Genomic DNA, 24,938 nt, shown 5'->3' on the forward strand with positions numbered 1-24,938 from the left:
TCAGTCGGCGTCCTTCACCGGCGGGGGCGGAGGCGGATCGCCCAGGGGAAGGCCAGGCTCGGCGTCATCGTGGCCGCCGTGCTCGGGCGCCTTCTTCGGCGCGGCACGCTTGATCGCGGCTTCTGCTGCGGCATCGGCGTCCGGAACTTCCTGCGCCGAAGCGAGAGGCTGCATCTCGGCGCCGGGATGGATTTCAGGACCGCCGCCTGCCCCTTCGGAGCCGGTCGGGTATTTCGCCATGATTTCAGCGTTACGATCGGCCCATTTCTTTTCCATGTCCTCGATCTCCGCCTGGCGGACCATTTCGTCGATCCCCGAGCGGAAATGTGCGGACATGCGGCGCAGCTTGCCGATCCAGCGCCCTGCCGTGCGCATCGCGCGCGGCATTTCCTTAGGGCCAATGACGATGATCGCCACCACGACGATCAACAGCAGTTCGGCGGCGCCGATATCGAACATGCGCGTGTGCGCCTTCTCGTGAAGTTACTTGGTGTCGGAGGGCGTGTTGACCTGGTCCTTGGTCAGGCCTTCGTCGGCGGGCTTCGCCTCGTGCTCGATCCGCTTGGAAGGCGCCGCGTCTTCTTCGTTCATGCCCTGCTTGAAGCTTTTGATGCCTTTGCCGAAATCGCCCATCATCTCCGAAATCCGGCCGCGCCCGAACAGGACGAGGATGACGATGGCGATAATGATAAGCTGCCAGGGGCCGAGCGACATGAGAGTACCTTTTCGATAGTGTTGATACGGATATAGGCGCTCTGCAGGCGATACGCCAGTCAGGCGACGTCTTCCGCCTCTTCCCGATCATCCCCGCTGTCGGTCAGCGCTTCGAAGGCATCGTCTATCGGATCGAGCAGGCCCGTCGCCTTCAATTCCGCGATTCCGGGCAGGTCGCGGCGGCTGGTCAGACCGAAATGGTCGAGGAATTCAGGCGTGGTGGCGTAGATCGTCGGTCTGCCCGGCACTTCGCGGCGGCCCGCGATCTTCACCCAGCCCGCTTCCATCAGGACGTCCAGCGTACCGCCGGAAGTCTGCACGCCGCGGATCGATTCGATCTCCGCGCGGCTGACCGGCTCGTGATAGGCGATGATCGCCAAGACCTCTGTCGCGGCGCGGCTGAGCCGGCGGACCTGCTCCTTCTCCTTGCGCAGCAGGTGCGCAAGATCGGGCGCGGTTTCGAAGTGCCAGCGCTTGCCCCGCTCCACCAGGTGTACACCGCGTTCGCTGTACATTTCTGCCAGCGATTTGAGAGCGTCCCGCACGTCGGCATTGGCCGCATCGCCGAGGAACCCGGCAAGGGCCTCGACCGTCATCGGCTCTTCAGCGGCAAACAGGGCCGCCTCGATCGCGCGCTCCAGATCGGTCACGTGACCCGCCTCAGGCGCAAAGGGCCGAACGTGTCTTCCTGCGCAATCTCCGCCTTGCCCAATCGCGCCAGTTCGAGCGCGGCGACGAAGCTGGACGCCAGCGCGGACCGCCGCAGGCGCGGTTCTGCATGTGGCGGGAGGAAGTCACGGATTTCCATCCATTCAAGCGTCACGCCGAGCATATTCGACACCCGCTCGAGCGCGGAATCGAGCGTCATGACCGGTCGCTCGCGCACCATGTGCACGGCAGGTGCGGTGCGCGCTTTCACGCGGCCATAGGCCTCGATCAGGGCAAACTGGTCGCACTTCCACTTGGTCTTGCGGACGATGTCGAGACCCTCGGGCGCGCCGCGCAGGAAAACGTCGCGGCCGATCCGGTCGCCGCCCATCAGGCGCGCAGCGGCATCGCGCATTGCGCCGAGGCGCTGGAGCCGCAATTGCAGGCGCAGCGCCAGTTCCTCGGGGCTCGGGTCTTCCTGCTCTTCCTTGGGAAGCAGCATCGCCGATTTGAGATAGGCCAGCCACGCCGCCATCACGAGATAATCGGCCGCAAGCTCCAGCTTCAGCGCCTCGGCCGTCTCGATATAGTCGAGATATTGCTCCACCAGCGCGAGGATCGATATTTCCCGCAGGTCGACCTTCTGGCGGCGTGCCAGGTCGAGCAGGAGGTCGAGCGGTCCCTCCCACCCGTCGAGCTCTAGATAGAGCGCGCCTTCATCGACCGGCGCTTCCGCTGCGATCCCGTCCCATTCCTCCTGTTCGGGAGCAGTATCGCTGAACAGCAGGCCGTCACTCATGCAGTGGCCTCCGCAATGGCAAGCAAGGCGTCGCGCTTGGCGAGGAGCTCTTCCGTATCGGCGCAGTCAGCAGGTTCGCCCATCATTGCGTGGACCCGGTCGAGGCGGTCGGCGGTTTCGGCGGACATGGCGCCGAGGCGCTCGGCAATGGCGAGCTGGTCGTCCATTTTCGCCCAGCAGTTGAGGACGATATCGCACCCCGCGGCGAGGGCCTTCTCGCTCCGGTCGGGAATGCTACCATCGAGCGCCTGCATGTCGATATCGTCGGTCAGCAAGAGACCGTCGAAGCCGATGCGGCCCCGAATGACCTTTTCGATCACGGTGGGGGACAGGGTGGCGGGCCGTTCCTCGTCCCAGGCGGTGAAGACGATATGCGCGCTCATGCCCAACGGGTGTGCGGCCAGCGTCCGGAACGGTTCGATGTCCGTCTCCAGTTCCGCATCGCTCGCCTCCACGCGGGGAAGCGTCTTGTGGCTGTCCACGGTAGCGCGGCCATGACCGGGCATATGCTTGAGGCAGCCGACCACGCCCGCATGGCTCATCCCGTCGAGTACGGCGCGCCCCAATGCGGCAACCTGCATCGGGTCGCTGCCGAGGGAGCGATCGCCGATCACGTTATCGGTTTCGGGACGACGGACGTCGAATGGCGCGTGATAATCGACACTTACGCCGACCAGTGCCAGTTCGCGGGCCATCGCCTCGGCATTCACCCGTGCCGCTTCGATCGCGCTGGCGGGAGCGATTTCGAACAGGCGCGCAAACGCCTCTCCCGCGGGGTACTGCGGCCATTCCGGCGGCTTCATGCGTACGACCCTGCCCCCTTCCTGGTCGATCGACACAATCAGGCGATCGCGGCCGTGAATGCTGCGCAGATCATCCGTAAGCGCCCGCATTTGTTCGCGATTTTCGCAATTGCGCGCAAACAGGATGTAGCCCGCCGGATCGGCGTCCTTGAAGAAGGCGCGTTCGTCGGCCGTCAGTTCGAGGCCGGAAATGCCGAAGATTGCGGGCAACATAGGCGTAAAAATGCGCTTCTTCCCGCCGACTGGCAAGCGACTTGGGGGCAGGAAGTGTGGAAATAGCGCCGCTTGGGCGGCTTATTTCACAAAACAGGGCAATCCATCGGTTTTCAGCGCATTGCACAGGCGATTGGCCGAAGCACGGTCACCGGCGACCGCCTGGAGCCTGTAGACCGTGCCGATATCGACTTTCGCCTCTACCACGCGATGGCGCACGCCGTTCAGCGCCTCGGTCTGGCGCATCAGCCTGACCCAGGCATCTTGCGCATCCGAACGCGTGGGAAACGCGCCGACCTGCACCGCAACGCCGGATAGGGCCGGCTCTACAGGTGTAGAGGAAGTAGTCGATGGTGTAGCATCTTCATCGTTCAGCGTAGTCGCGATTGAAGGTCCGGCAGCAGATGGAGCCGGATCGTCGGCCAAGCGCCCTTCCCGCGTCTGGCCTTCGCCGACAGCGAAGCTGGTGTCGCCGGTTCCGGCATAGGTCTTGCCACCGGGATTTTCCGGGCGCGTCTTGTAGGGTTCGTCAGGCGCGGCAATCAGGCTACCATCGGCCGGCGGCTCGTCGGCATGGCTGCCGAGGAAATACCACGCCCCGCCGAGGAACGAGCCGACCAGCAGGATCGCCAGCACGCCGAGCAGCACGATGCGCGAGGTCGCGAAGCCGGTGTCGCCGTCATCCTCGTCATCCGCTTCGAGCCAGGGGAGCCGCTCGTCGTCTTCGAGCAGTTCGAGGTTTTCGCCCTCGTCCCAGTCTTCGTCCCGGTCGTATTCGCCGCCCGCCATGCTCACATCTCCTCGACCGCTTCGACCCCCAGTATCCCGAGGCCGTTGCGGATCACCTGTCCGACCTGCGCCGCCACGAACAGGCGCGCTCCGGTCAGTTCGGCATCGCCTTCCTGGATGATCCGCTTTGCCGGATCGTCGTTACCCGCATTCCAGTAGCTGTGGAAGGCGGCGGCAAGATCGCCGAGGAAGAAGGCGATACGATGCGGTTCGCGGGCGCGTGCCGCCGCCTCGACGATACGCGGGAATTGCGCGGCTTCGCGCACCAGCGCGAATTCACGTTTGTCCAGCCGGTCGAGATGGGCATCGCTCGGCTCGACACCCGCCTTGCGCAAGGTCGAGCGGATACGTGCGTGTGCGTACTGCAAATAGAAGACAGGATTATCCTTGGAGGCTTCCACCACCTTGGCGAAGTCGAATTCCATCTGCGCTTCGGGCTTGCGGGTCAGCATGGTGAAGCGCACCACGTCCTTGCCGACTTCCTCCACCATATCGGCGATGGTGATGAAATTGCCCGAGCGCTTGGACATTTTCACCGGCTCTCCGTCGCGCATCAGGTTGACCATCTGCACCAGCTTGACGTCGAAGGGCACATCGCGGTCCGCACCCTGCGTGAGCGCGGCGACGGCGGCCTTGATCCGCTTCACCGTCCCGGCGTGGTCCGCACCCCAGATGTCGATCATGGCATCGGCCTTCTCGGCCTTCTGGAAGTGGTATGCGAGGTCGGCCCCGAAATAGGTCCACGAGCCGTCCGACTTCTTGATCGGGCGATCCTGGTCGTCGCCGAACTGGGTCGAGCGGAACAGTGGCAGTTCCACCGGCTCCCAGTCTTCGGGCGGCGCCTTGCCCTTGGGCGCTTCGAGCACGCCGTCATAGACATAACCGTGTTCGCGCAGCCACTTCTCGGCCTCTTCCGGCTTACCCGCCGCCTGCAATTCGGCTTCGGAAGCGAAGATATCGTGGTTGATACCAAGCAGTGCGAGGTCGGCGCGGATCATGTCCATCATCGCGGCGACCGCCTTCTTCTTGAAGATCTGCAACCACTCGGCTTCGGGGGCGGAGGCGTATTTATCGCCGAATTCCGCCGCCAGGGTTTTGCCGACCGGCTTCAGATAGTCGCCGGGATAGAGGCCTTCGGGAATGTCGCCGATGTCTTCGCCCAGCGCTTCGCGATAACGCAGGTGCGCCGAACGGGCGAGTGTATCGACCTGGCCGCCGGCATCGTTGACGTAATATTCGCGCGTGACGCCGTGGCCGGAAAATTCCAGCAATCCGGCCAGCGCATCGCCCACCACCGCGCCGCGGCAATGGCCCATGTGCATGGGGCCAGTCGGATTGGCCGAGACATATTCAACATTGACCGTGCGCCCGCCGCCCATCGCCGAGCGTCCGTAGTCGGGACCCAGGTTCGCAATCGCTTCGAGCTCGCGCAGCCACGCGGTGTCGGCAAGGCGCATATTGATGAAGCCCGGTCCGGCAATGCTCGCCTCGGTAATGTCGGGTTCGCGGCCGAGATGCTCGATAATGAGTTCCGCCAGCGCGCGCGGATTGGTCTTGGCCTGCTTCGCCAGCACCATGGCGGCATTGGTCGACAGATCGCCGTGCGAGGGATCGCGCGGCGGTTCGACCGTCACGTTTGCACGGTTAGCGCCCGCGGGAAGGTGCCCTTCCATCTCTAGCGCATTGAGAACGGCGTCGATTTTCGCCGCGAACGAGGCGTGGAGTGTCTGCATTTCAGCCATGTCCGCGCGCCTAAACGAATCAGGCGAAATGGCAAGATGCGAGGGCATCGCCGCCCCCGGATCGCGCGCCCCTGTTACCGGGGATCAGCGGGTGGCGTTGTAGCCCAGCTGTTCCTGCGTCAGCTGGAAGCCAACCAGCAGTTCGAAAGTCGCGCGCTGGACAGCGGCCCGCACTTCGGGATCGGCCAGCGGGTCGAGCGCTGCATCGGGATCGCCCGCACGGCGCTTGCGCGTAATGCGCTCGCGAATGTCGGCCGGTAGCGTCGCTTCCGCGCGATTGACGAAGGCAGCCGCCTTACCGCTTGCGCTGGCGCGTTCCTGTCCGTCCGCGAAGGTCAGCGTAACCGTGCCGACACGCTTGGAAATGACTGCACTGCCGCCGCGCAGGACGGTCGAGAAATAGGGCAGTTCCACTGTGCGCGCGCCCCGCACATCGGCGCGGCGTGCAACGACATCGAAACTGGCTTCGGAATAGACCTGTTCGCCCTGTTCGTTGCAGGTCGAGGTGAGGTTGGTGATTGCCGCCGTGACGTCGAGATCGGAAAGCGTGCGGGAATCGGCACTGCGGAACAGCGTCACGTCACCCGTGTAATCGGGGATGCCCACTGCCGGACATGCCGTCCTGACCGCGGTGATACCGACGGCATTGCCGGCCACGACCAATTGCCCGTCGCTCTTGCATCCGGCGAGTGCGAGACCCATTCCAAGAGCAGTAAGGAGGCGAAAGCGGTTCATCATGTCGGCGGCATTCCTCATGTGTTCGTATTCAATGACCCTGCCGGGGCGTGCGTGCCCTAGCTTGGCGCGATGCAAAGCGCTAGAGGGGCGCGCATGAACGCCCCCTTTCCATCCACCGCTTCGGGTAACGACCCGCGCCTGCCGCTCCAATTGCTGATCGCCGCACCGCGCGGTTTCTGCGCCGGAGTAGACCGTGCCATCGAAATCGTTGAGCGCGCGCTGCAGAAATATGGCGCCCCGGTCTACGTGCGTCACGAGATCGTCCACAACCGCTATGTCGTGGATAGCCTGAAAGCCAAGGGCGCGATTTTCGTGGAAGAACTCGACGAAGTGCCGAACGATGCGCCGGTGGTCTTTTCCGCCCACGGGGTGCCGAAATCGGTCCCCGCAGAGGCCGAACGCCGCAAGCTGCTCTACGTCGATGCCACCTGCCCGCTGGTCAGCAAGGTGCATCGCCAGGCCGAACGCCAGATCGAAAAGGGCCAGCACATCCTTTTCATCGGCCACGAAGGCCATCCCGAGGTCATCGGCACGATGGGCCAGGTGCCCGACGGCCAGATCACCCTGGTCGAAACCGTCGAAGACGTGGCGACCCTGCCCTTCACGCAGGAAGACGATTTGTCGTTCCTGACCCAGACGACCTTGTCGGTCGACGACACGCGCGAAATCGTCGAAGCGCTTCAAGCGAAATACCCGCAGATCGTCGCGCCGAAGGCGGAAGACATTTGTTACGCCACCAGCAACAGGCAGGCCGCGGTCAAGGAAATCGCCAGCGGCTGCGATCTGGTACTGGTAATCGGCGCGCCCAACTCCTCCAATTCGCTGCGGCTCGTCGAAGTTGCCCAGCGCATGGGGACCGATGCCCGCCTGATCCAGCGCGCATCCGAGATCGAGCCCGAGTGGCTAGAAGGCGTCGGCACGCTAGGCCTCACCGCTGGCGCTTCGGCGCCGGAGAAATTGGTTCGCGAAGTTGTCGACCGGCTGTCCGACTGGCGTGTGGTGACCGAAGAGGTCATCACTACCACGGAAGAGAAAATGGTCTTCAAGCTGCCGCGCCAGCTGACGGAATAACTGGCCGGATAGGTTGGCCGTTTACACACATCTCGGTGCCGAGGACCTGGCGGAGCTGATCGGGCATTACGATGTCGGCGACCTGGTTTCGGCCAAGGGCATCGCGGAAGGCGTGTCGAATTCGAACTGGCTGATCGAGACGACCGGCGGGCGCTACATCCTCACCATGTACGAACGGCGGATCGACACGGGAGAACTGCCTTTCTTCCTCGGCCTGCTCGACCATCTCGCGGAGCGTGATTGTCCGGTGCCCGCAACCATCCACGATCGGTCTGGCGCGGCGTTCCGCACTGTCGACGGCAAGGCGGTCGCGCTGATCGAATTCCTGCCCGGCGTTTCCCCCAACCAGCCGACCGCAGTGCAGGCGCGAGCCGTCGGCACGGCACTGGCAGAGATGCATCTGGCCGCGCAGGATTACGCCCTTTCGCGCGAGAACGACCTCGCGCCCGATGGCACGCTCGCCATGCTCGAAGCGCTGGACGCCGATGCGCTGGCCGCGATCGATCCCGCGCTACCCTCGACCGTCGACAGGGGCCGCGAGGTCGCGGCGGCATGGCCGGACGACCTGCCATCCTCGATCATCCATTCCGACCTCTTTCCCGACAATGTCCTGATGCTGGGCGATGCGGTGTCGGGTATGATCGACTTCTATTTCGCGTGCCAGGGCGCAATGGCCTACGACCTTGCCGTGACCCACGCCGCATGGGCGTTCGACGGCACAGGCCGCACTTACGATCCTGCAATCGGAAGCGCCCTCGTCGAAGGATATTGCTCGGTCCGCCCGCTCGGCGACGACGAGCGTGCGGCCATGCCACTACTCGCCCAGGCCGCCTGCCTGCGCTTCGTCGCCAGCCGGGCGGAGGACTGGATCGAAACGCCTGCAGACGCACTGGTCACGCGCAAGGATCCGATGGATTTCGTGCGCCGGTGGGATTTCTACGCCGAAAACGGCACCGCGCTCTTCGCCTGAGGCGCTTTGCACGCTAGGGCCGCGCCGATGAAACAGATCGAACTCTTCACCGATGGATCGTGCAAGGGCAATCCTGGCCCCGGCGGCTGGGGCGCATTGCTGCGCATGGGGCGGCACGAGAAGGAATTATCCGGCAGCGATCCGGAAACGACCAACAACCGCATGGAAATGACGGCCGTGATCCGCGGCCTGTCGGCGCTGATCGAGCCGTGCCAGGTCGATATCTATACCGACAGCAAATACGTGATCGACGGGATCACGAAGTGGGTACACGGCTGGAAGAAGCGCGGCTGGGTCAATGCCAGCAAGAAGCCCGTCAAGAATGCGGAGCTATGGCACGACCTGATCGAGGCCGTAGCCCGGCACCAGATCGAATGGCACTGGGTCAAGGGCCATTCGGGTCACCCGGAAAACGAGCGGGTGGATGCCCTCGCCAACGAAGCCGCGGATCGCGCGTTCGTCGACGAGGGCTGAAAATCAGGAGTTGTCGACGGTTTCCGCGCCGGGGCCGTTCTTCTGGATCGAAGCGATGGCGTTCTTGGCGCTGTCCTTCGAGCTGTAGCCTTCGGTCGAGAACATCGTTTCCGAATTGTACTTGAACCGCACGCGGTATTCGCCAGCCTTGTCCTTATAGATTTCGAAATGATGTCCCATCGGTATTCTCTCCCTTGGTGGATTGGATTCGCCGCCCACACTAACAAATGATGCAGTCTTGGCTAGGGGAAGCGAGCCGGAGAGTAGATCGAGGCGTCGATCGCTTCTGTCATCTCGTCCCGCGGCCTGTCCAGAAGCAGCTGCGAGGCGAGCCGCGCTGCTGCAGGCGAGGTCTGGATGCCGAAGCCCCCCTGCCCTGCAAACCACGCAAAGCCTTCGACCTTAGGGTCATAGCCATAGACCGGGGCGCGGTCGGGCGCGAAACTGCGCAGGCCCGCCCATTTGCGCTCCACCGCCTCCACCTTCCAATCGACCACGCCCTGCAGCCGGTCGATCGCTTCTGCCACGGCCAGTTCCTCGGGAGCAGCATCGCAGGCCGCGCTCGGTTCTTCGTCATGCGGGCTCAGCCACACCCGCCCGCTCTCGGGCTTGAAGTAGAACTTGCCCGAAATATCCAGCACCAGCGGCTGGTCGGGCGCAGGTGCGGGATCGGTACGCAGCTGGATCACCGTGCGCCTGTAAGGCTGGATACCGAGCGGTTTCGCCCCCGCGAGCGATGCGACCTCGTCGGCCCATGCCCCTGCCGAATTGACGAGGACCGATGCGGCAAAGCTGCCACCCCGTTCGGTTCGAAGCGTCCAGCTTTCGTCTTCGCGGGCAACTCCAGCCAACCTCGACCGGCATTCGAGCGTTACGCCCGAAGCATTCGCCCGCGTGAGGTAATGCGCATGGAGCGCCGCCACGTCGATATCCGCGCACGCCGGTTCCCAGATCGCATCCGACCATTGCGGCGTGATACCGGGGATTTTGCCTGCCAGATCCTCCGCACCGATCCGTTCGATGGTCGCCCCAGTGTCCTCAAAACGCGTCATGAAGGCATCGAGAGCCGCCCGGTCTTCGCCGCGCCCGATATAGAGCGCACCGCGCGGCGAGAGGAACCCGTTGTCCCGCAGATACTTTCCCGATGCGAGCGTGAGGGGCACGATCTCCGGCCCGCCGTAGCATTCCTCCCAGAAGGCCGCCGAACGCCCGGTCGAATGATACCCCGGCCGGTCTTCCGCTTCGAGGACGAGCACGTTGGCGCCCGCCTCGGCGAGTTCGGCGGCGAGGCTCGCACCGGCGATGCCGGCTCCGACGATGGCGAAATCGTAGACGGTCACTGCTTCGCCGGTACTACCCGATCGAGGAATTCCGCAACACCGGCCAGAGCCTTGTCGCGCACGGCGTCGACTTCGCGCAGGATTTCATGCCGCGCCTCGTCACCGAACACTAGGATCTCGCCGCGTGGCAGGCGCTGGGCGGCTCGCACTGCGGCCTTGTGGCTGACCAGCTTGTCGTTCGCGGTCGAGAAGATGAATACCGGCACCTGCATCTTCTCCATTGCGCCGGGCGCCTCGATAACGCGGGTCGAGGCATAGGCGCGTTCGACCCAGCCCCAGCTACCCGGTCCCATCACCAGCTCGGGGCGGTGTTCGCGCCACCACAATTCGTCTTCATACCGATCGTCGTCATGGGTCAGCAGGTCACGTCGTCTTGCCGGGACCTCGCCCGGCTTTTCGCTCCATTTCCATGCAGGACGCGTCGGGGCACCGATTCGCGTCATCAGCTTTGCAACGCCGTGGAGCATGGGCAGGGGTAGCGGCGGACCGCTCATGCCTAGCATGGGCGCGGACAGCACGACCGCGTCGGGCGATACCGCCCCGTCGACCAGCGCGCGCATGACGATGTGCCCACCCATGGAATGCGCTGCCAGCACGTGAGGGCCGGGCGTGGATTTCACCCAGTCCGACCAGAAATGGTCGAGATCGGCGACCCAGTCGGAGAAATCTTCGATATGGCCGGTAATGGGGTCATCGCCGAGGCGGCCCGATCCTGCCTGCCCGCGCCAGTCGGCCGCGGTGACGCGCCAACCGCTGCGGTGCCACCCGTCGAGCGTCTCGAGGTATTTCTCGTAGAAGTCGCCGCGCCCCGGCAGGAACAGGATCGATCCGCGCTCTCCCCCGCCTGCTCCTGGCCAGTCGATTCGGCGCAGCGTGTGACCGTCGGCTGCCTGCCACACGCTTTCGTTGGCGCTGGCCGGAATGGCGCGCCGGTCGATGGCGGCGGTATCTGTCTGCAAGTCGGCCTGGCTGATGGGTGCCTCCCGGTTTTGCGCAAAGGGCATGGTTACTATTTGGTAAGCATGTTTGAGTAGCACGGGCCCTCGATACTTACGTTCGGGGACGTCATGCACGACCAGATTTTCACCTACGTTCTGCTTGCCGGATTGGCAATCGGCCTGCTGTGGGCGGCTTTTACCGACCTGCGCAGCCGCACCATCGGCAACCGCCTGAACATTGCGATCGCGGCCGGCGCTCCGCTGTTCTGGTGGGCTACGGGACTGGACCTGTGGCCGGGCGTTGCAATGCAGTTCGGGCTGGCTGCGGCGACCTTTGCGGTATGTTGCCTGTTCTTTGCCCTGCGCCAGATGGGCGGCGGCGACGTGAAGCTGCTGACCGCGCTGGCGCTGTGGTTCCCGCCGACAAATTTCGTGGTCCTCGTCATCATCATGGCAATGGCAGGCTGGGTCCTGACGCTTGCCATGGGCATGTGGGGCGTCGCCCATTCGCGCGTCGTCGGCGGCAAGCCGGTCCGCGATACGGTACTGCTGGGTGCCTTCACCCTGGTCGCCGCCAATTTCGCCAGCGCCGTCCTTGGCGGCCCGAAGCTCGCCATTCCTTCCGCAATCATAGAGCCGCTGGCAGCCAATGGTGCGACCTCAATACTGGTCGCTTTGGTGCCGGTCGCGATTCTCGCATTCGTCACGCTGGCATCGATCAAAATCATCCGCCGACACGACCAGCAACCACGCATTCCATACGGACTCGCCATTGCCGTCGCAGGGCTCTGGGTCGTCGGCGGCGGGTTCGTCACACAAATTTCTGAAGCCGGAATCGGCTGACAACCCGATTTTAACCAATCGGGGTCTAGACACGGAAACCATAGCTGTCCGCACATAGATCACGCGGGCCATATGAGGGGGCTTAAAAGCCATGGATAGGAAGAAGCTGGTTCTGCTGGTTGGTGCACTGGTCGTTGCGATCGGTACGGCACTTGTTGCCCGCAGCATGTTCGCAGGAGCATCCGCTCCGCAGGCCAACGCGGCATCGCAAGTCGAAGCTGCAGGGCCCAAGGTCCTGGTTGCGCAGCGTGCGCTGCCGACCGGTACGATCATCACTGCAGATGCCATCGGCTATCAGCTGTGGCCGGAAGAGCTGGTTCAGGATGCCTACTTCCTGGACGGCGAGGCCGACATCACCAAGCTGATCGGTACGGTTGTACGCCATCCCGTGACTGCCGGTGAACCGGTGACCCAGGGTTCGCTGGTGAGCCCGGGCGACCGCGGCTTCCTGGCTGCTGCCCTCACTCCCGGCATGCGCGCCATCACGGTGCCCGTCGATGCGAAGAGCGGCGTTGCCGGCTTCGTCTTCCCGGGCGACCGCGTCGACATGGTCCTGACCCAGACGGTTCAGGGCAATAACGGCCAGGCGCTGAAAACGTCGGAAACCATCCTTCGTAACCTTCGTGTGCTGGCAACCGACCAGTCGACCACGCAGGAGACCGTCGATGGTGTGACGCAGGTCAAGGCCTTCCGCACGGTCACTATGGAAGTGACCCCGAAGATCGCCGAGAAGGTCGCCGTTGCGCAGACGATCGGTACGCTGAGCCTCGCTCTGCGCGCTATCGCCGACAGCGAAGGCGAACTCGAACGTGCCCTCGCGTCGGGCGACGTCAGCATCCCCGACGATGCGACGCCCGAAGAGGAAGAGCGTATCCTTCGCACCGCCATGGGTCGTCCCGACGACAGCCGCGGCACCTATGTCACGGGCGGCGATGTCTCGCGCTTCCAGCGCAGCTCGATGCCGCCGCGCGGCGGGGCTGCACCGCAGTCGAACGACGACGGTCGTACTTTCTCGCACACGTCGGGTGCCGCCACCACGACTTCGGCTCCGGTGAGCCGCGGTCCGATGGTTCGCGTGACCCGCGGCAAGACCACCGAAGCGGTTCCGCTTTCGATGGGCAGTGCAGTGCGCGGCATGAACGCTGCAGTCGGTAACGGTGCAGGCCGCGTCGGGGAAACCGCCCCGGTCGCACTCAGCACCCTTCGCTAAGAATTCAAGAGCTCAGGAAGCCATTCAGGGGGCAATTCCATGAAACGTCGTCTTTCCACCAAACTGCTGCTTGCCGGACTGGCCCTCGCGCCGCTGGCTGCCGCTCCGACGACCACGGCCACGGCCCAGTCGGTCGTTAGCCCGAGCCAGGACATCGTCCTCTCGATCGGTCGCGGAGAGCTCATCAACGTGCCCGGCGCGATGACCGATGTGTTCATCTCCAACGAGAATGTTGCCGACGTCCAGGTCAAGTCGCAGCGCCAGCTGTACCTGTTCGGTCGTTCGGGCGGCGAGACCACGGTCTACGCCAGCAACGCTCGCGGTGACATCATCTGGTCGGCCAATGTCCGCGTCGGCTCGAACATCGGCAGCATCGACCAGATGCTCGCCCTCGCCATGCCGGAAGCAAAGATCAACGTCGCCACCATGGGTAGCAACGTCGTCCTTCTGACGGGCACGGTTGCCGCACCCGAAGATGCCGCCGAGGCCCAGGCTCTCGTCGAAGCATTCGTCGGCGAGGAAACCAACGTCATTAGCCGCCTGCGCATGGCAACGCCGCTGCAGGTCAACCTGCAGGTCCGCATCGCCGAAGTCAGCCGCTCGGTCGTTCGCGCTCTTGGCGTGAACCTCCAGTCGCTCGACAGCACCAGCGGTTTCAAGTTCGGCATCGGCCAGGGTCGTGCAGCCAAGCTGTTCTCGCCCGGCACGACGCTCGGCATGAACGCCAACACGGTGGACGTGTTCACCGATCCGGCAACGGGCGAAGTAGTCGAAACTCCGGCTACCTCGATCCTCGGCGCCGACCTCGGCAGCACGCTCGGCTTTGCCGGCAAGCTGCTCGGCCTCGACATCGGCGGCGCGCTGGACCTTGCGGAAACGCAGGGCCTCGTGACCACGCTGTCGCAGCCGAACCTGACCGCGCTTTCGGGCGAAACCGCAGAATTCCTTGCCGGTGGTGAATTCCCGATCCCGCTCAACCAGGGCCTCGGCACCACGACCATCGAATACAAGAACTACGGTGTGAGCCTCGCCTACACTCCGACGGTCCTTTCGAACGGCCGGATCTCGATCCGCGTTCGTCCGGAAGTCTCGGAACTGTCGGCACAGGGCGCGATCGAGTTCGAAGGCTTCCGCGTTCCCGCGCTTATCACGCGCCGTGCGGAAACGACTGTGGAACTCGGCTCCGGCCAGAGCTTCATGATCGCCGGCCTCTTGTCGAACAACGCATCGAACCAGATCGAAAAGGCTCCGGGCCTCGGTGACATCCCGATCCTGGGCAACCTGTTCCGCTCGACCGACTATCGTCGCGGCGAAACCGAGCTGGTCATCGTGATCACGCCGTATCTGGTGAAGCCGGTCAATGCGAGCGACATCCGCCTGCCGACCGACGGCTTCCAGAAGCCGACCGAATTCGACCGCCTGCTGCGCTACCGCGAAGCCGACGGCGTAAGCGGTGGCCAGGGCCGCCCGGTCCCGACCGTCAGCGGCGCTGCCGGTTCGGCACCGCAGATCTCCTACGAGGGATCGGAAAACGGTGAACAGGTCGCCATGCCTTCCGAGGCGCGCCGCGACGAGAAGACCGCCGCTGCCAAGCCCGGCTTCAGCTTCGAATAAGGGGACGAGACATGCCTAAAGCAATCAATCGCAAGCTTACCGCTTCGTTCGCAGCCTCGCTCGCCCTCGCACTGGGCGCCTGTGGCGGCATGAACATGGACAACCGCACGCTCTACAGCGTGAAGCAGCCGGTCGTTGAACGCTCGAACTATACGCTCGACGTTGCCACCAATGCCGACGGCCTGCCGATCTCCGAACAGCAGCGTCTTGCTGGCTGGTTCGAGAGCATGGACCTTCGCTATGGCGACCGCGTTGCCGTCGAAGACGCCACCGCTTCTGCTGCCGTACGCGAAGATGTTGCCGAACTGGCGGGCCGCTATGGCATCCTGCTCGCGGAAGGCACTCCGGTCACGACCGGCTACGCCGAACCCGGCCAGGCCCGCATCGTCATCACGCGTTCTACCGCCTCGATGCCGCAATGCCCGGACTGGTCGCACACGGCCGAAGCCAACGAGAAGAACGCCACCAATCCGAATTACGGATGCGCGGTTTATGGCAATCTCGCCGGCATGGTCGCCAATCCGGAAGACCTGATCCAGGGCCAGCAGGGCACTGGAGAGACCGTCGTTACCACCTCGACCAAGGCCATCAGGGCCTATCGTGACGCAGAGCCGACCGGCGTGGACGGCCTGGCGACGATCAGCACGACCGAAGGAGGGTCCTAAACCATGAGCGCTTCCTTGAAATCCAGCATGCCGGGCAATCGCGATCCGTTCGCCGCCTTCATGTGCGACGAAACGGCGCTGGATGTCCTGCGTCCGGTCGTGATCGAACTCGGCTGGCAGCCTGAGAAATGCAACAAGGGCGGTCTGCGTAACGCGATCCAGTCCCTGTCGGTTTCGGCCAGCCCGAATATCCTGATGGTCGACCTGTCGGAAAGCGGCGACCCGTTGAACGACATCAACGCCCTTGCCGAGGTTTGCGAACCCGGCACGGTGGTGATCGCGGTCGGCCAGGTGAACGACGTGCGCCTCTATCGCGACCTGCTCGCCAGCGGCATCCACGATTACCTGCTGAAGCCGCTTTCGGCTTCGGTCCTGCGCGATTCGCTCAATGCTGCACAGGCCGTTTTCATGGCCCCGCGCGGCGGCGAAGGCGAACAGACCCAGCGCCATATCTCGACCGCAGTGGTCGGCACGCGCGGCGGTGTCGGTGCCTCGACGATCGCGACTTCGCTGGCATGGATGTACGCGGAAAAGCAGATGCCGACCGCATTGCTCGACCTCGACGTGCATTTCGGCACCGGCGCGCTCACGCTCGACCTGGAACCGGGTCGCGGCCTGACCGATGCAATCGACAATCCCAGCCGCATCGACGGCCTGTTCATCGAACGCGCCATGATCCGCGCGAACGACAATCTGGCCATCCTGTCGGCTGAAGCACCGATCAATTCGCCGCTGATGACCGATGGCTCGGCCTTCCTGCAGCTGCAGGAAGAGTTCCGCCACGCGTTCGAAATGACGCTGGTCGATATGCCGCGCAATATGCTGATCAACTTCCCGCACCTGCTGAACGACGTGAATGTCGTGACGCTGGTCACGGAAATGACGCTGGCTTCTGCCCGCGACACGATCCGCATCCTGTCCTGGCTCAAGACCAATGCGGCACACGCCACTCCCGTGGTCGTCGCCAACAAGGTCCAGCCCGGTGCCGCGGAAATCAGCAAGGCCGATTTCGAAGCGTCGATCGAACGCGAGATCGATATCTCGATCCCTTACGACCAGAAGGCTGCTGCCAATGCTGCAAAGCTCGGCAAGACCTTCGTCGACGCCAATGGCTCGAGCAAGGCCACCGCTGCGATCAAGCAGCTGTCGTCGCGCATCATCGGCCTCGGCGACGAGGACAGCGAAGAAGCGGCGCTTGTCGGCGGCGGCAAGAAGTCGCTTCTCGGCAGCTTCGACATCAAGTCGCTGCTCGCCAAGAAGGACAAGGGCCAGGTCGAAGAGGCCTGAAACGGGGATCGAGGAGTGACCTGGCTTTGAACGGCCGCGTCACTCCATCCTCACGGTAATTTTACGGTACGGGACGGAGAGACACGATGAACATTGTCCAGCTCATGCTGGTAGCCGGCGGGATCCTCGCGCTGCTCGTGCTCGGATATGTGGCCTTCGCCGGCCCCGATGCCGGCAAGCAGAGCCAGCGCCGTCTCCAGCAGCTGCGTTTCCGTCACTCGGAAAGCACCGATGCGAAAGTCGAATCCCAGCTGAAGAAAGCGATCGCAGCTCGTAAGCCCAAGCAGTTCAAGCAGGCCGGTTCGGGGTCGCGTATCGAAGCCCTCGCCATCCGCCTGGACCGGACCGGCAAAGGCTGGACGCTCAGCCAGTACGGCTATGCTTCGCTGGGCATCGGCCTGGTCGCCGCACTCGCGATTTTCCTCAAGTCGGGTTCGCTGGGCCTGGCGCTGGGCATCGGCGTTTTCGTCGGCGCAGGCATTCCCCACTTCGTGGTGAGCCGCGCGATCAAGAAGCGCACCAACCAGTTCAACGTGAAATTCCCGGACGCGATCGAACTGCTCGTTCGCGGTCTTCGCTCCGGTCTTCCGGTTACCGAAACCCTCGCCGTCGTGGCGCAGGAAGTTCCCGGCCCGGTCGGCGTGGAATTCAAGGGGATCGTCGAGCGCATCAAGATCGGTCGCACCATGGAGGATTCGCTCCAGCAGACCGCCGATCGCCTCGGCATCCCGGAATTCAACTTCTTCTGCATCACGCTCGCCATCCAGCGCGAAACCGGTGGTAACCTGGCAGAGACGCTGTCCAACCTTTCGGACGTGCTGCGCAAGCGTGCCCAGATGAAGCTCAAGATCAAGGCGATGAGCTCGGAATCGAAGGCTTCGGCCTATATCGTCGGCGCCCTGCCCTTCATCGTCTTCGGCCTGATCTGGTGGATTAACCCGTCCTACATCGGCGCGTTCTTCACCGACGATCGTCTCACCGTAGCCGGCCTTGGCGGCCTGGTCTGGATGAGCATCGGGGCCTTCATCATGGCCAAGATGGTCAGTTTCGAAATCTAAGGCACGAGGAAGCGATATCATGGAACCCGCAAGCGGCCCTACCCTCCTCGGCTTCGACGTTATCCTCGTCGGCTCGATCCTTGCCGGGATCGCAGCACTGGCCGTGTTCGTGGCGATCTATTCGGCCGTCACGATCAAGGACCCGATGGCCAAGCGCGTGAAAGCGCTCGAAGGTCGTCGCGAGGAGCTCAAGCACGGCCTCGTCACCACCAGCGCCCGCAAGCGCCAGAGCCTCGTCCGCAAGAACGACACGGCCGACAAGGTGAAAGACACTCTGGGCAGCATGAAGGTGCTGCAGCAGAGCCAGGTCGAGGACATGCAGCAGAAGCTGGCCTGGGCCGGCTATCGCAACAAGGAAATCGCGGTCGTGCTTATCGGCCTGCGCATGATCCTGCCGATCATTCTCGGCGGTATCGCCTTCACCTTGCTTTATGTCGTCGAAATCCAGCCCGACTGGCAATTCAAGCGCGTGGCAGCACTCGCTGCAGCGGTCTTCGCCGGCTACAAGGGACCGGAACTTTTCCTGTCGAACAAGGCGGCCAAGCGTACCGACGCGATCCGCAAGGGCCTGCCCGACGCGCTCGACCTCCTGGTCATCTGTGCCGAAGCCGGTCTGACCGTCGACGCCGCCTTCAACCGCGTCGCCAAGGAACTGGGCCGCGCCTATCCGGAACTGGGCGACGAATTCGCGCTCACCGCGATCGAGCTGTCGTTCCTCAACGAACGCAAGACCGCCTTCCAGCATCTTGCCTATCGCGTGAACCTCGAAGCGGTTCAGGGCGTGGTGACCACCATGATCCAGACCGAGCGCTACGGTACGCCGCTGGCCAGCGCACTGCGCGTCCTGTCGGCAGAATTCCGTAACGAGCGCATGATGCGCGCCGAAGAGAAGGCCGCGCGTCTTCCGGCCATCATGACCGTTCCGCTGATCATGTTCATCCTGCCCGTACTGTTCGTGGTCATCCTCGGACCGGCAGCCTGTTCGATCGCAGACGCCTTCAGCGGCGGGGTCGGGAAGTAGCAGAAACCAAACCCGAAAACGGGTCGCTTTAGGAAAGCCTGGTCGACTGCCTAGTCGGCCAGGCTTTCTGCGTCGAAGTCCCCGGCATTGTCGCGAACGCGCGAAAGCATGTCGCGCAGCGCCACGCGCTCGTCTTCGCTGAGGACCGAGAACAGTTCCTGTTCGATCTTCAAGGCCAGCGGCATGATCCCCGCGTGGACCGCCTTGCCTTCCGCGGTCAGGGCCAGCAGGTGCGAGCGCCCGTCCTTTGCATTGGGCGTGCGTTCGGCAAGCCCCCGGCTTTCCAGCGTCTTGCAAGCGCGGTTGACCGGCACTTTGTCCATCAGCGTCTGCTGCGACAGTTCGCGCTGGGTCAGCGGGCCGCTATCGCCGAGCACGGCCATGATCCGCCATTCGGTCGTCTTGAGCGCGAAACGCTTGCGATATTGTTCCGCAATCCTTGTCGAGACCGCATTGGATGCGACCGAGAGCTGGTACGGCAGGAAATCGGCGAGGCGTTTGGCTGGCTGGCGGCTTGGCATGGGCGTAGCTGTAATGCCCCCTCCCGACATGACAAGGCCGTTGCGCGTGTGACTATCACATCTGCAACTACTCGAAGCCGGGCTCGTCCCACCACGGGTAGAAGTCGGGCATGTTCTCGCCGACCGTGTCCGGATAGGCGGGTGGCCGCTTTTCGAGGAAGCTCGCTATGCCTTCCTTGGCATCCGCACTGCGGCTGAGGCGGTAGATCGCGCGGCTGTCGATGCGGTGGGCCATCATCGGATGGTCTGTCGTCGACAGGCGCCACAGCATGGCGCGGGTCATGGCCACCGACACGGCCGAGGTATTGTCCGCGATCTCGCGTGCGAGCCCCATCGCGGCATCCATCAGTTCGCCTTGGGGGTGGAGCGAGCGCACCAGCCCGCGATCGAGCGCTTCCTGTGCATCGAACACGCGGCCCGTCATGCACCATTCCAGCGCGGTCTGCATGCCGACGAGGCGCGGGAGGAACCAGCTTGAGGCGGCTTCGGGCGTGATCCCGCGCCGCGCGAATACGAAACCGAAACGCGCATTGTCGCTCGCCAGCCGGATATCGAACGGCAGCTGCATGGTCGCGCCCACGCCCACGGCGACACCGTTGCAGGCACCGATCAGCGGCTTCTTGGAATTGAACAGGCGCAGCGTCAGCCGTCCGCCACCGTCGCGCACGCGCTCGTCCGACAGGTCCTCGACCGGATTGGGATCGGAAAAGACATGTCCCCCGCCCTCCGGCGTCAAATCGGCCCCTGCACAGAAAGCCCGGTCGCCGTGCCCGGTCACGATCACCGCGCGCACGCTGTCGTCGGCATCGGTCACATCCAGCGCATCGATGAACTCCGCCATCATGGTGCGGGTGAAGGCGTTCATCTTCTCGGGCCGGTGCAGCGTGACGGTGGCGACGCCGTCGGCGATGTCGAGCTTGATCTGCGTGTAGTCGGTCATTTGGCTTTCCCTCGTGTCTCTCTCGAACGGGATGGAACACGGGGAACAGCGTCGTGGCAAGTGGGAAAGCCTATCGCCAAAGCAAACGAGGCGCGCCCATTGGACGCGCCTCGCGAATTTGCGGGTGTTTCCCACGCCCGGATCAGAACGACTTGCGCAGCTCCACATGGAACTGCCTGCCGCGTGCGGAGTGCAGTTCGCTGAAGTAGCCATAGGTCTCGTCCGCCAGCGGCGGATCTTCACCGAACAGGTTGTTGATCGCAAAGCGCAGCCGCGTCCCGTCGAGCGCGGTGTCGTTGTTGATCGTGTAGGAGATCGAGAAGTTGACCGTGAAGAAGTCGTCGACCCGGTAGAAATTACCGTTCGGATCGTCGGTTTCGATCAATTCGTCGCGGGTGACGCTGGTGTCCCAGACCTCGCCGACATACGACCCAAACAGCCCGACATCGACCGGGCCGCTTTCCCAGTTGATCGCGCTGCTGAAACGCCACTTGGGACGCCCCTCGATCTCGAGCAGTTCGCCCAGCCCCTCCACACTCACGTCTGGCGGCAGCGTTCCGGCCTCGATCGCGTCGAGCAGTTCCTGCCCTTGCGGACCGGCGGACTGGACGAAGCTTTCGAGGCGGGCGGCGTTGAAACGCAGGCGGAAGTCGCCGAGGCCGAAGTTCGGCACGTCGTAGAACATCCCGAAGTCCCAGCCCTTGGACACGCGGCTGTCGAGGTTGAGGTAAGGATCCAGCACCTGGATGATCGCGCCTGCCGGGGCTAGGCTCGTGCCGGTAAACAGGGCGATGTCATCCGCCGTCGGATCTTCGCGGATCACGTTGGGGTTAGTGCTGCCGTTGAGACGGCGCAGCAGGTCGAGCGCGATGGCATTGTCATCGCCGAAGGTGCCGACAAGCCCTTCCTGCTTAACGCGCCAATAGTCCGCCGTCAGCGTCAGGCCGGGGATGAACACCGGCTCCAGCACCACGCCGAGGTTGATGCTGGTGCTGTCCTCGGGTTCGAGATCGCGCGCGCCCGAGCGGAAGCTGATCGTCCCTGCACCGGGGCAGGCACCGAGGTTTTCCAGCGTGCCTTTTTCGACGCGCGCCTGGCAGACCACGAAGTCGTCACGCGTGTTCGAACGCGTTGTGCCTTCATCGTTCACCTGCACGAGGTTCGGCGCACGGAAACCCTGCGACCATGCACCGCGCAAGGTGACTCCCGGGAAGGTGGTCCACGACGCGGCAACGCGCGGCACGATTGCCGTCGCATCGATATCGTCGAAATGCTCGATACGGCCAGCAAGCTGGAGGTTCAGTTCCTCCACCAGCGGGATATTCATGTCGGGTGCGACCAGCGGGACGAAGACTTCGGCAAAAGCCGAATAGACATCGCGCGTGCCATCAGTGTCGGGAGACGGGCTGGTGCCCGCGACATCGCTGCCGTTGAAATCGCCGGTCACGCTGTCGGTGAAGGTAATCGTGCCATCGAGGCGCGGGTCGCGATCGTCGTAGAAAGTCTCGCGGCGGAACTCGATCCCCGTCGCCACGCCGACATCGCCGCCCGGCAGGGTGAAGAGGTTGTCGCGACTGAGCTTGAAATCGGCCAGGGCAAGGCTGGTGCCGCCCTTGCGGAACACATCGATGCGGAACGGATCGATGGAGGAGGCGGGATTGGGCGTGCAATCGCCCTCGCCCGGATCGTCCAGGCAACCGCCGTTGAAGGGGTTGTAGGCGTCGGGCGTTGTCAGGTTGATCTGCTGCTGCATTAGCGTGAGCGACACGCGGTTGCGGGCAAGGTCGACCAGGTCGGCCTCGGAATACAGGACGCCGGTGTCGAAATCCCACGCGCCAAACGACCCGCGCAGGCCCGCGACGAGGCGATAGGTATCCTTGTCGACCGTCACGTCGCGGTTGCCGGCATCGACGAAACGATAGCGTTCCATGATCAGATCGGCCCCGCCTGCGGCGATGGTCGTCCCCGGCAGGCGATTGGGATTTGGCGAACCGTCCGCCAACGTCGTCGGGCCGAAGGGATTCCAATAGGCATCGCGCGCAATGCCGACCGGCACCGCGCTCAAGATGGCCGAAGCCTCGATATTGCGGCGGTTCTCGGAGCGGTAATAGCTGCCCTCGAAATAGGCCTCGACATTGTTCGACAACTCGTAGCTGAGCAGGGCCATCGCGTTGTAGCGCTTCTTAGCGCTGATGAGATTGTTGCCGAAATTGGTGTTGTAGCGGACAGCGCTGGTCGGCGTGGTGCCGTTGCGCGCGCAGATACCGTTGCCGAAATCGAGGCGGCAGCCCGAAAAAGTGGACGGCTGGAGATAGAAATCGTCATCGCCGATCGGCGTACGGCTGGACGGGGCCTGGATGTCGAACTGGCCGAACGGGCCGAAAGTGTTGCGGTTGTTGAACGAGGCATCGCCTTCGAAGTCCGTGCCCTCGACCAGCGGGAGGCGGTTGTCCTCGCCCGCGTAATCGCGCTCGGAAGCCAGCATGCCGTTTTCTTTGAAATAGCCGCCATAGACGGTCAGGTTCCCGCGGCCTCCGCCGAAGTCGAAGCCGTAGCCGCCGCTGATCGAGTAATTGTAGAGGCTGGTCCCCTGCGATGCGCGCCAGTCGGCCTCGAGGAAGCCGCCGGTGCGATTGCCGCGCAGCACGGTGTTGATGACGCCGGCCACGGCATCGGCGCCGTAGATGGCCGATGCACCGTCGCGCAGAACCTCAAGACGCCGTACGCTGCCGGGTGCGATTTCATTGGTATCGGCGCTAACCACGGGGACGAGCAGTTCCGTCTGGAAGCCCGGGTGCAGCGTCATGCGGCGCCCGTTGATCAGCAGCAGCGTATTGCCCGTGCCGAGATCGCGCAGGTTGATCGAGCCGACGTCGCCGCGCGCGCTGTTCTGTGTGGTGGCGTTCTGTTCGTTGAAGGCCACCGTGCCCGCCTGCGGGATCGAGCGGAAGAGCTCGTCGCCCGATGCCGCTCCGGTATTCTCGATGGCGGTTTCGTCGAGCACGGTCACCGGCAGGACATCGTTGATCTGGGCGCCCCTGATCTGTGTCCCGGTTACCACGATCTGGTTTGAATCGTCGGCTTCTTCGGGAGAAGCGGGCGCTGCCTCCGACTGCGCATATGCGGTTCCATGCATCAGCGCGAGAAAGGCAGTCGAAGTAACTAAAGAACGGAATTTTGACAGTTTCTGGGACATGACTCACCCCCGCAAAAGCAACCCGCATCAATGCTTGTCCCGGCGGATTTCTTCGGCAACAAAAAACGGCCGCAGTCCCTAGCGAATTTTCGCTACTTGCAATTTGACTTGACAATTTCTTGTGTTCTGCATCGCGCCGCGAGAAATCCAAGTATTGAGCAGGTGAGTCGGCACCCCCACTCACGCGGACCGGAACCGATCGGTTCCGAAAAACGCTTTGAATCCAGATTGGATAGTCAACCAACAGGGAACCCATGAACCAGGACAGCTCCAGCCACGGCGGCAAATGGACCACTTTCTTCGCCATGATCGCAACGTCGATCGTGACGATGTTCGTGCTGAAGTATTCCAACATCTACGAGGCGGATCACGCATTCTTCAGCCAGACCCGCATGTGGATGGCATTGATGATGGGCATGGCAATGATCGTCATCATGCTGGGTTTCATGTGGGGCATGTACAAGACCCTCATGACCAAGGTGCTGGTCATGATTGGCGCGATTGCAGGCTTCTTCCTCTTCCTGTTCCTCGCCCGCAGCCAGGCGACGGTCGAAGACGAAGCGTGGATGAAGGCAATGATCCCGCATCACTCGATCGCAGTCCTCACCAGCCGCCGCGCCGAGATCAGCGATCCGCGTGTGCGCGACCTGGCCGACGCCATTATCGAAGCGCAGGTGAAGGAAATCGCGGAGATGAAGCTCCTGCTCGCGGATATCGAAGCGAACGGGGAAATGGGTGATGGCACACCCCTGCCACCGCGCACGGCAAAGCTTACGCCCGAACTCATGGACGAGGCCGAAAAGGCGGTCGAGCGTGAGGTTACGCCCGATATGCGTGAAGAAGTCGAAGTGGCGCGCTAGTTGCCGCTGGCCGGATAGCTCGACCAGACGACCCGCTTGTCCGGGCCGAAGGCTATGACCTGATAGGCCTGTCGCCGGTCGCCCATTTCCATTCCGGGCGAACCGAGCGGCATGCCGGCAACGGCAAGGCCCGTGATCCCATCGGGGCGTTCTTCGAGAAGGCGCTCGATATCGGCTGCAGGGACATGACCCTCGATCACCATGCCGTCGACGATGGCGGTGTGGCAGGAAACCAAGTCCGCAGGCACGCCATTGGCCGATTTGACCGCAGCAATGTTCTCGCTCTCGATCGTCTTGGCTGCCACCGCGTCGCCATCGGCAGAGAAATGCTCATGCGCATGCTTGAGCCACGAGAGGCAGCACCCGCAATTCGGATCGCGGTACATGGCGATGTCGGTCGCCTGCACTGCACCGGCACAGCCTGCAAGCGCGAGCCCCAGTGCGAGGCGAAGGTTGAGGCGCGTTGTCTTGTTCATGGTCATCC

General features: G+C 63.5%; 26 protein-coding genes. 11 read left to right on the forward strand and 15 right to left on the reverse strand.

The window, feature by feature from the left end; all coding sequences use genetic code 11:
• The 8 genes from tatB to LCM24_RS02985 all read right to left on the reverse strand — a co-directional run bounded on the left by tatB (position 1) and on the right by LCM24_RS02985 (position 6,446).
• A complete protein-coding gene (gene tatB / locus LCM24_RS02950; protein ID WP_224802684.1) occupies positions 1–459 on the reverse strand; it encodes a Sec-independent protein translocase protein TatB in 459 nt (152 codons plus the stop codon).
• Positions 460–483: 24 nt separating this feature from the next.
• Positions 484–714 (reverse strand): twin-arginine translocase TatA/TatE family subunit, encoded by a 231-nt coding sequence (gene tatA / locus LCM24_RS02955; RefSeq protein ID WP_100259471.1) that lies wholly within the window; start codon positions 712–714, stop codon positions 484–486.
• 59 nt (positions 715–773) lie between these two features.
• On the reverse strand, positions 774–1,364 hold the full coding sequence (scpB, locus tag LCM24_RS02960) for an SMC-Scp complex subunit ScpB (RefSeq protein ID WP_224802685.1): 591 nt from the start codon (positions 1,362–1,364) through the stop codon (positions 774–776).
• Positions 1,361–2,161 carry a segregation and condensation protein A gene (locus tag LCM24_RS02965; protein WP_224802686.1) on the reverse strand — a complete coding sequence of 267 codons (801 nt, stop codon included), beginning with the start codon at positions 2,159–2,161 and terminating at the stop codon, positions 1,361–1,363. Before LCM24_RS02965 ends, scpB begins: the two co-directional genes overlap by 4 nt.
• Entirely contained in the window at positions 2,158–3,177 is a 1,020-nt protein-coding gene (gene nagZ / locus LCM24_RS02970; RefSeq protein ID WP_224802687.1) for a beta-N-acetylhexosaminidase, read from the reverse strand. Before nagZ ends, LCM24_RS02965 begins: the two co-directional genes overlap by 4 nt.
• Positions 3,178–3,258: 81 nt before the next feature.
• A complete protein-coding gene (locus LCM24_RS02975; protein WP_224802688.1) occupies positions 3,259–3,966 on the reverse strand; it encodes an SPOR domain-containing protein in 708 nt (235 codons plus the stop codon).
• A 2-nt stretch (positions 3,967–3,968) separates the two neighbouring features.
• Positions 3,969–5,708, reverse strand: coding sequence for an arginine--tRNA ligase (gene argS / locus LCM24_RS02980; protein WP_224802689.1), 1,740 nt, complete (start codon positions 5,706–5,708; stop codon positions 3,969–3,971).
• An 84-nt stretch (positions 5,709–5,792) separates the two neighbouring features.
• Positions 5,793–6,446 (reverse strand): hypothetical protein, encoded by a 654-nt coding sequence (locus LCM24_RS02985; RefSeq protein WP_224803452.1) that lies wholly within the window; start codon positions 6,444–6,446, stop codon positions 5,793–5,795.
• A 93-nt stretch (positions 6,447–6,539) separates the two neighbouring features.
• Here LCM24_RS02985 and ispH point away from each other — a divergent pair, with 93 nt between their 5' ends.
• From ispH to rnhA, 3 genes are read left to right on the forward strand one after another with little or no spacing between them, the layout of a single operon-like run.
• Complete coding sequence (gene ispH / locus LCM24_RS02990; RefSeq protein ID WP_224802690.1) at positions 6,540–7,517, forward strand: 4-hydroxy-3-methylbut-2-enyl diphosphate reductase; 978 nt, start codon at positions 6,540–6,542, stop codon at positions 7,515–7,517.
• 13 nt (positions 7,518–7,530) lie between these two features.
• Complete coding sequence (thrB, locus tag LCM24_RS02995; RefSeq protein WP_224802691.1) at positions 7,531–8,487, forward strand: homoserine kinase; 957 nt, start codon at positions 7,531–7,533, stop codon at positions 8,485–8,487.
• 27 nt (positions 8,488–8,514) lie between these two features.
• Positions 8,515–8,961, forward strand: a complete 447-nt coding sequence (gene rnhA, locus LCM24_RS03000; protein ID WP_224802692.1) for a ribonuclease HI — start codon at positions 8,515–8,517, stop codon at positions 8,959–8,961.
• A gap of 3 nt (positions 8,962–8,964) precedes the next feature.
• On the opposite strand, the gene LCM24_RS03005 is transcribed toward rnhA, so the two are convergent.
• The 3 genes from LCM24_RS03005 to LCM24_RS03015 form a co-directional block, all read right to left on the reverse strand.
• The gene (locus LCM24_RS03005) at positions 8,965–9,141 is read right to left on the reverse strand and encodes a YegP family protein (protein ID WP_100259480.1); all 177 of its coding nucleotides are present in this window, start codon (positions 9,139–9,141) and stop codon (positions 8,965–8,967) included.
• 62 nt (positions 9,142–9,203) lie between these two features.
• Positions 9,204–10,301: an NAD(P)/FAD-dependent oxidoreductase gene (locus tag LCM24_RS03010; RefSeq protein WP_224802693.1), complete on the reverse strand. Its 1,098-nt coding sequence runs from the start codon at positions 10,299–10,301 to the stop codon at positions 9,204–9,206.
• Positions 10,298–11,260 carry an alpha/beta fold hydrolase gene (locus LCM24_RS03015; protein WP_224802694.1) on the reverse strand — a complete coding sequence of 321 codons (963 nt, stop codon included), beginning with the start codon at positions 11,258–11,260 and terminating at the stop codon, positions 10,298–10,300. Before LCM24_RS03015 ends, LCM24_RS03010 begins: the two co-directional genes overlap by 4 nt.
• A 108-nt stretch (positions 11,261–11,368) precedes the next feature.
• Between LCM24_RS03015 and LCM24_RS03020 the strand changes: the two genes are divergently transcribed.
• The 7 genes from LCM24_RS03020 to LCM24_RS03050 all read left to right on the forward strand — a co-directional run bounded on the left by LCM24_RS03020 (position 11,369) and on the right by LCM24_RS03050 (position 18,937).
• Positions 11,369–12,082 carry a prepilin peptidase gene (locus LCM24_RS03020; protein WP_224802695.1) on the forward strand — a complete coding sequence of 238 codons (714 nt, stop codon included), beginning with the start codon at positions 11,369–11,371 and terminating at the stop codon, positions 12,080–12,082.
• Positions 12,083–12,173: 91 nt separating this feature from the next.
• Positions 12,174–13,292 carry a Flp pilus assembly protein CpaB gene (cpaB, locus tag LCM24_RS03025; protein ID WP_224802696.1) on the forward strand — a complete coding sequence of 373 codons (1,119 nt, stop codon included), beginning with the start codon at positions 12,174–12,176 and terminating at the stop codon, positions 13,290–13,292.
• A 39-nt stretch (positions 13,293–13,331) separates the two neighbouring features.
• Positions 13,332–14,906 carry a type II and III secretion system protein family protein gene (locus LCM24_RS03030; RefSeq protein WP_224802697.1) on the forward strand — a complete coding sequence of 525 codons (1,575 nt, stop codon included), beginning with the start codon at positions 13,332–13,334 and terminating at the stop codon, positions 14,904–14,906.
• An 11-nt stretch (positions 14,907–14,917) separates the two neighbouring features.
• Positions 14,918–15,571 (forward strand): CpaD family pilus assembly protein, encoded by a 654-nt coding sequence (locus LCM24_RS03035; RefSeq protein ID WP_090480707.1) that lies wholly within the window; start codon positions 14,918–14,920, stop codon positions 15,569–15,571.
• Positions 15,572–15,574: 3 nt separating this feature from the next.
• Positions 15,575–16,858, forward strand: a complete 1,284-nt coding sequence (locus tag LCM24_RS03040; protein WP_224802698.1) for a pilus assembly protein CpaE — start codon at positions 15,575–15,577, stop codon at positions 16,856–16,858.
• Positions 16,859–16,944: 86 nt separating this feature from the next.
• Entirely contained in the window at positions 16,945–17,916 is a 972-nt protein-coding gene (locus LCM24_RS03045) for a type II secretion system F family protein (RefSeq protein ID WP_224802699.1), read from the forward strand.
• 19 nt (positions 17,917–17,935) lie between these two features.
• On the forward strand, positions 17,936–18,937 hold the full coding sequence (locus LCM24_RS03050) for a type II secretion system F family protein (RefSeq protein WP_263617748.1): 1,002 nt from the start codon (positions 17,936–17,938) through the stop codon (positions 18,935–18,937).
• Positions 18,938–18,987: 50 nt separating this feature from the next.
• Here the strand turns inward: LCM24_RS03050 and LCM24_RS03055 are convergent, their stop codons facing one another.
• The 3 genes from LCM24_RS03055 to LCM24_RS03065 all read right to left on the reverse strand — a co-directional run bounded on the left by LCM24_RS03055 (position 18,988) and on the right by LCM24_RS03065 (position 23,534).
• Entirely contained in the window at positions 18,988–19,458 is a 471-nt protein-coding gene (locus LCM24_RS03055) for a MarR family winged helix-turn-helix transcriptional regulator (protein ID WP_090480696.1), read from the reverse strand.
• A gap of 67 nt (positions 19,459–19,525) precedes the next feature.
• Positions 19,526–20,398: a crotonase/enoyl-CoA hydratase family protein gene (locus LCM24_RS03060; RefSeq protein WP_090480693.1), complete on the reverse strand. Its 873-nt coding sequence runs from the start codon at positions 20,396–20,398 to the stop codon at positions 19,526–19,528.
• A 142-nt stretch (positions 20,399–20,540) separates the two neighbouring features.
• The gene (locus LCM24_RS03065) at positions 20,541–23,534 is read right to left on the reverse strand and encodes a TonB-dependent receptor domain-containing protein (protein WP_224802700.1); all 2,994 of its coding nucleotides are present in this window, start codon (positions 23,532–23,534) and stop codon (positions 20,541–20,543) included.
• Between the two features lie 314 nt (positions 23,535–23,848).
• Between LCM24_RS03065 and LCM24_RS03070 the strand changes: the two genes are divergently transcribed.
• Positions 23,849–24,454 carry a DUF305 domain-containing protein gene (locus tag LCM24_RS03070; protein WP_224802701.1) on the forward strand — a complete coding sequence of 202 codons (606 nt, stop codon included), beginning with the start codon at positions 23,849–23,851 and terminating at the stop codon, positions 24,452–24,454.
• Here LCM24_RS03070 and LCM24_RS03075 read toward each other — a convergent pair.
• Positions 24,451–24,930, reverse strand: a complete 480-nt coding sequence (locus LCM24_RS03075; protein WP_318247353.1) for a DUF411 domain-containing protein — start codon at positions 24,928–24,930, stop codon at positions 24,451–24,453. The genes LCM24_RS03070 and LCM24_RS03075 overlap by 4 nt on opposite strands.
• Between the last annotated feature and the right edge of the window lie 8 nt (positions 24,931–24,938).

Source organism: Qipengyuania aquimaris, from assembly GCF_020171965.1.
Lineage (GTDB): Bacteria > Pseudomonadota > Alphaproteobacteria > Sphingomonadales > Sphingomonadaceae > Qipengyuania > Qipengyuania aquimaris_A.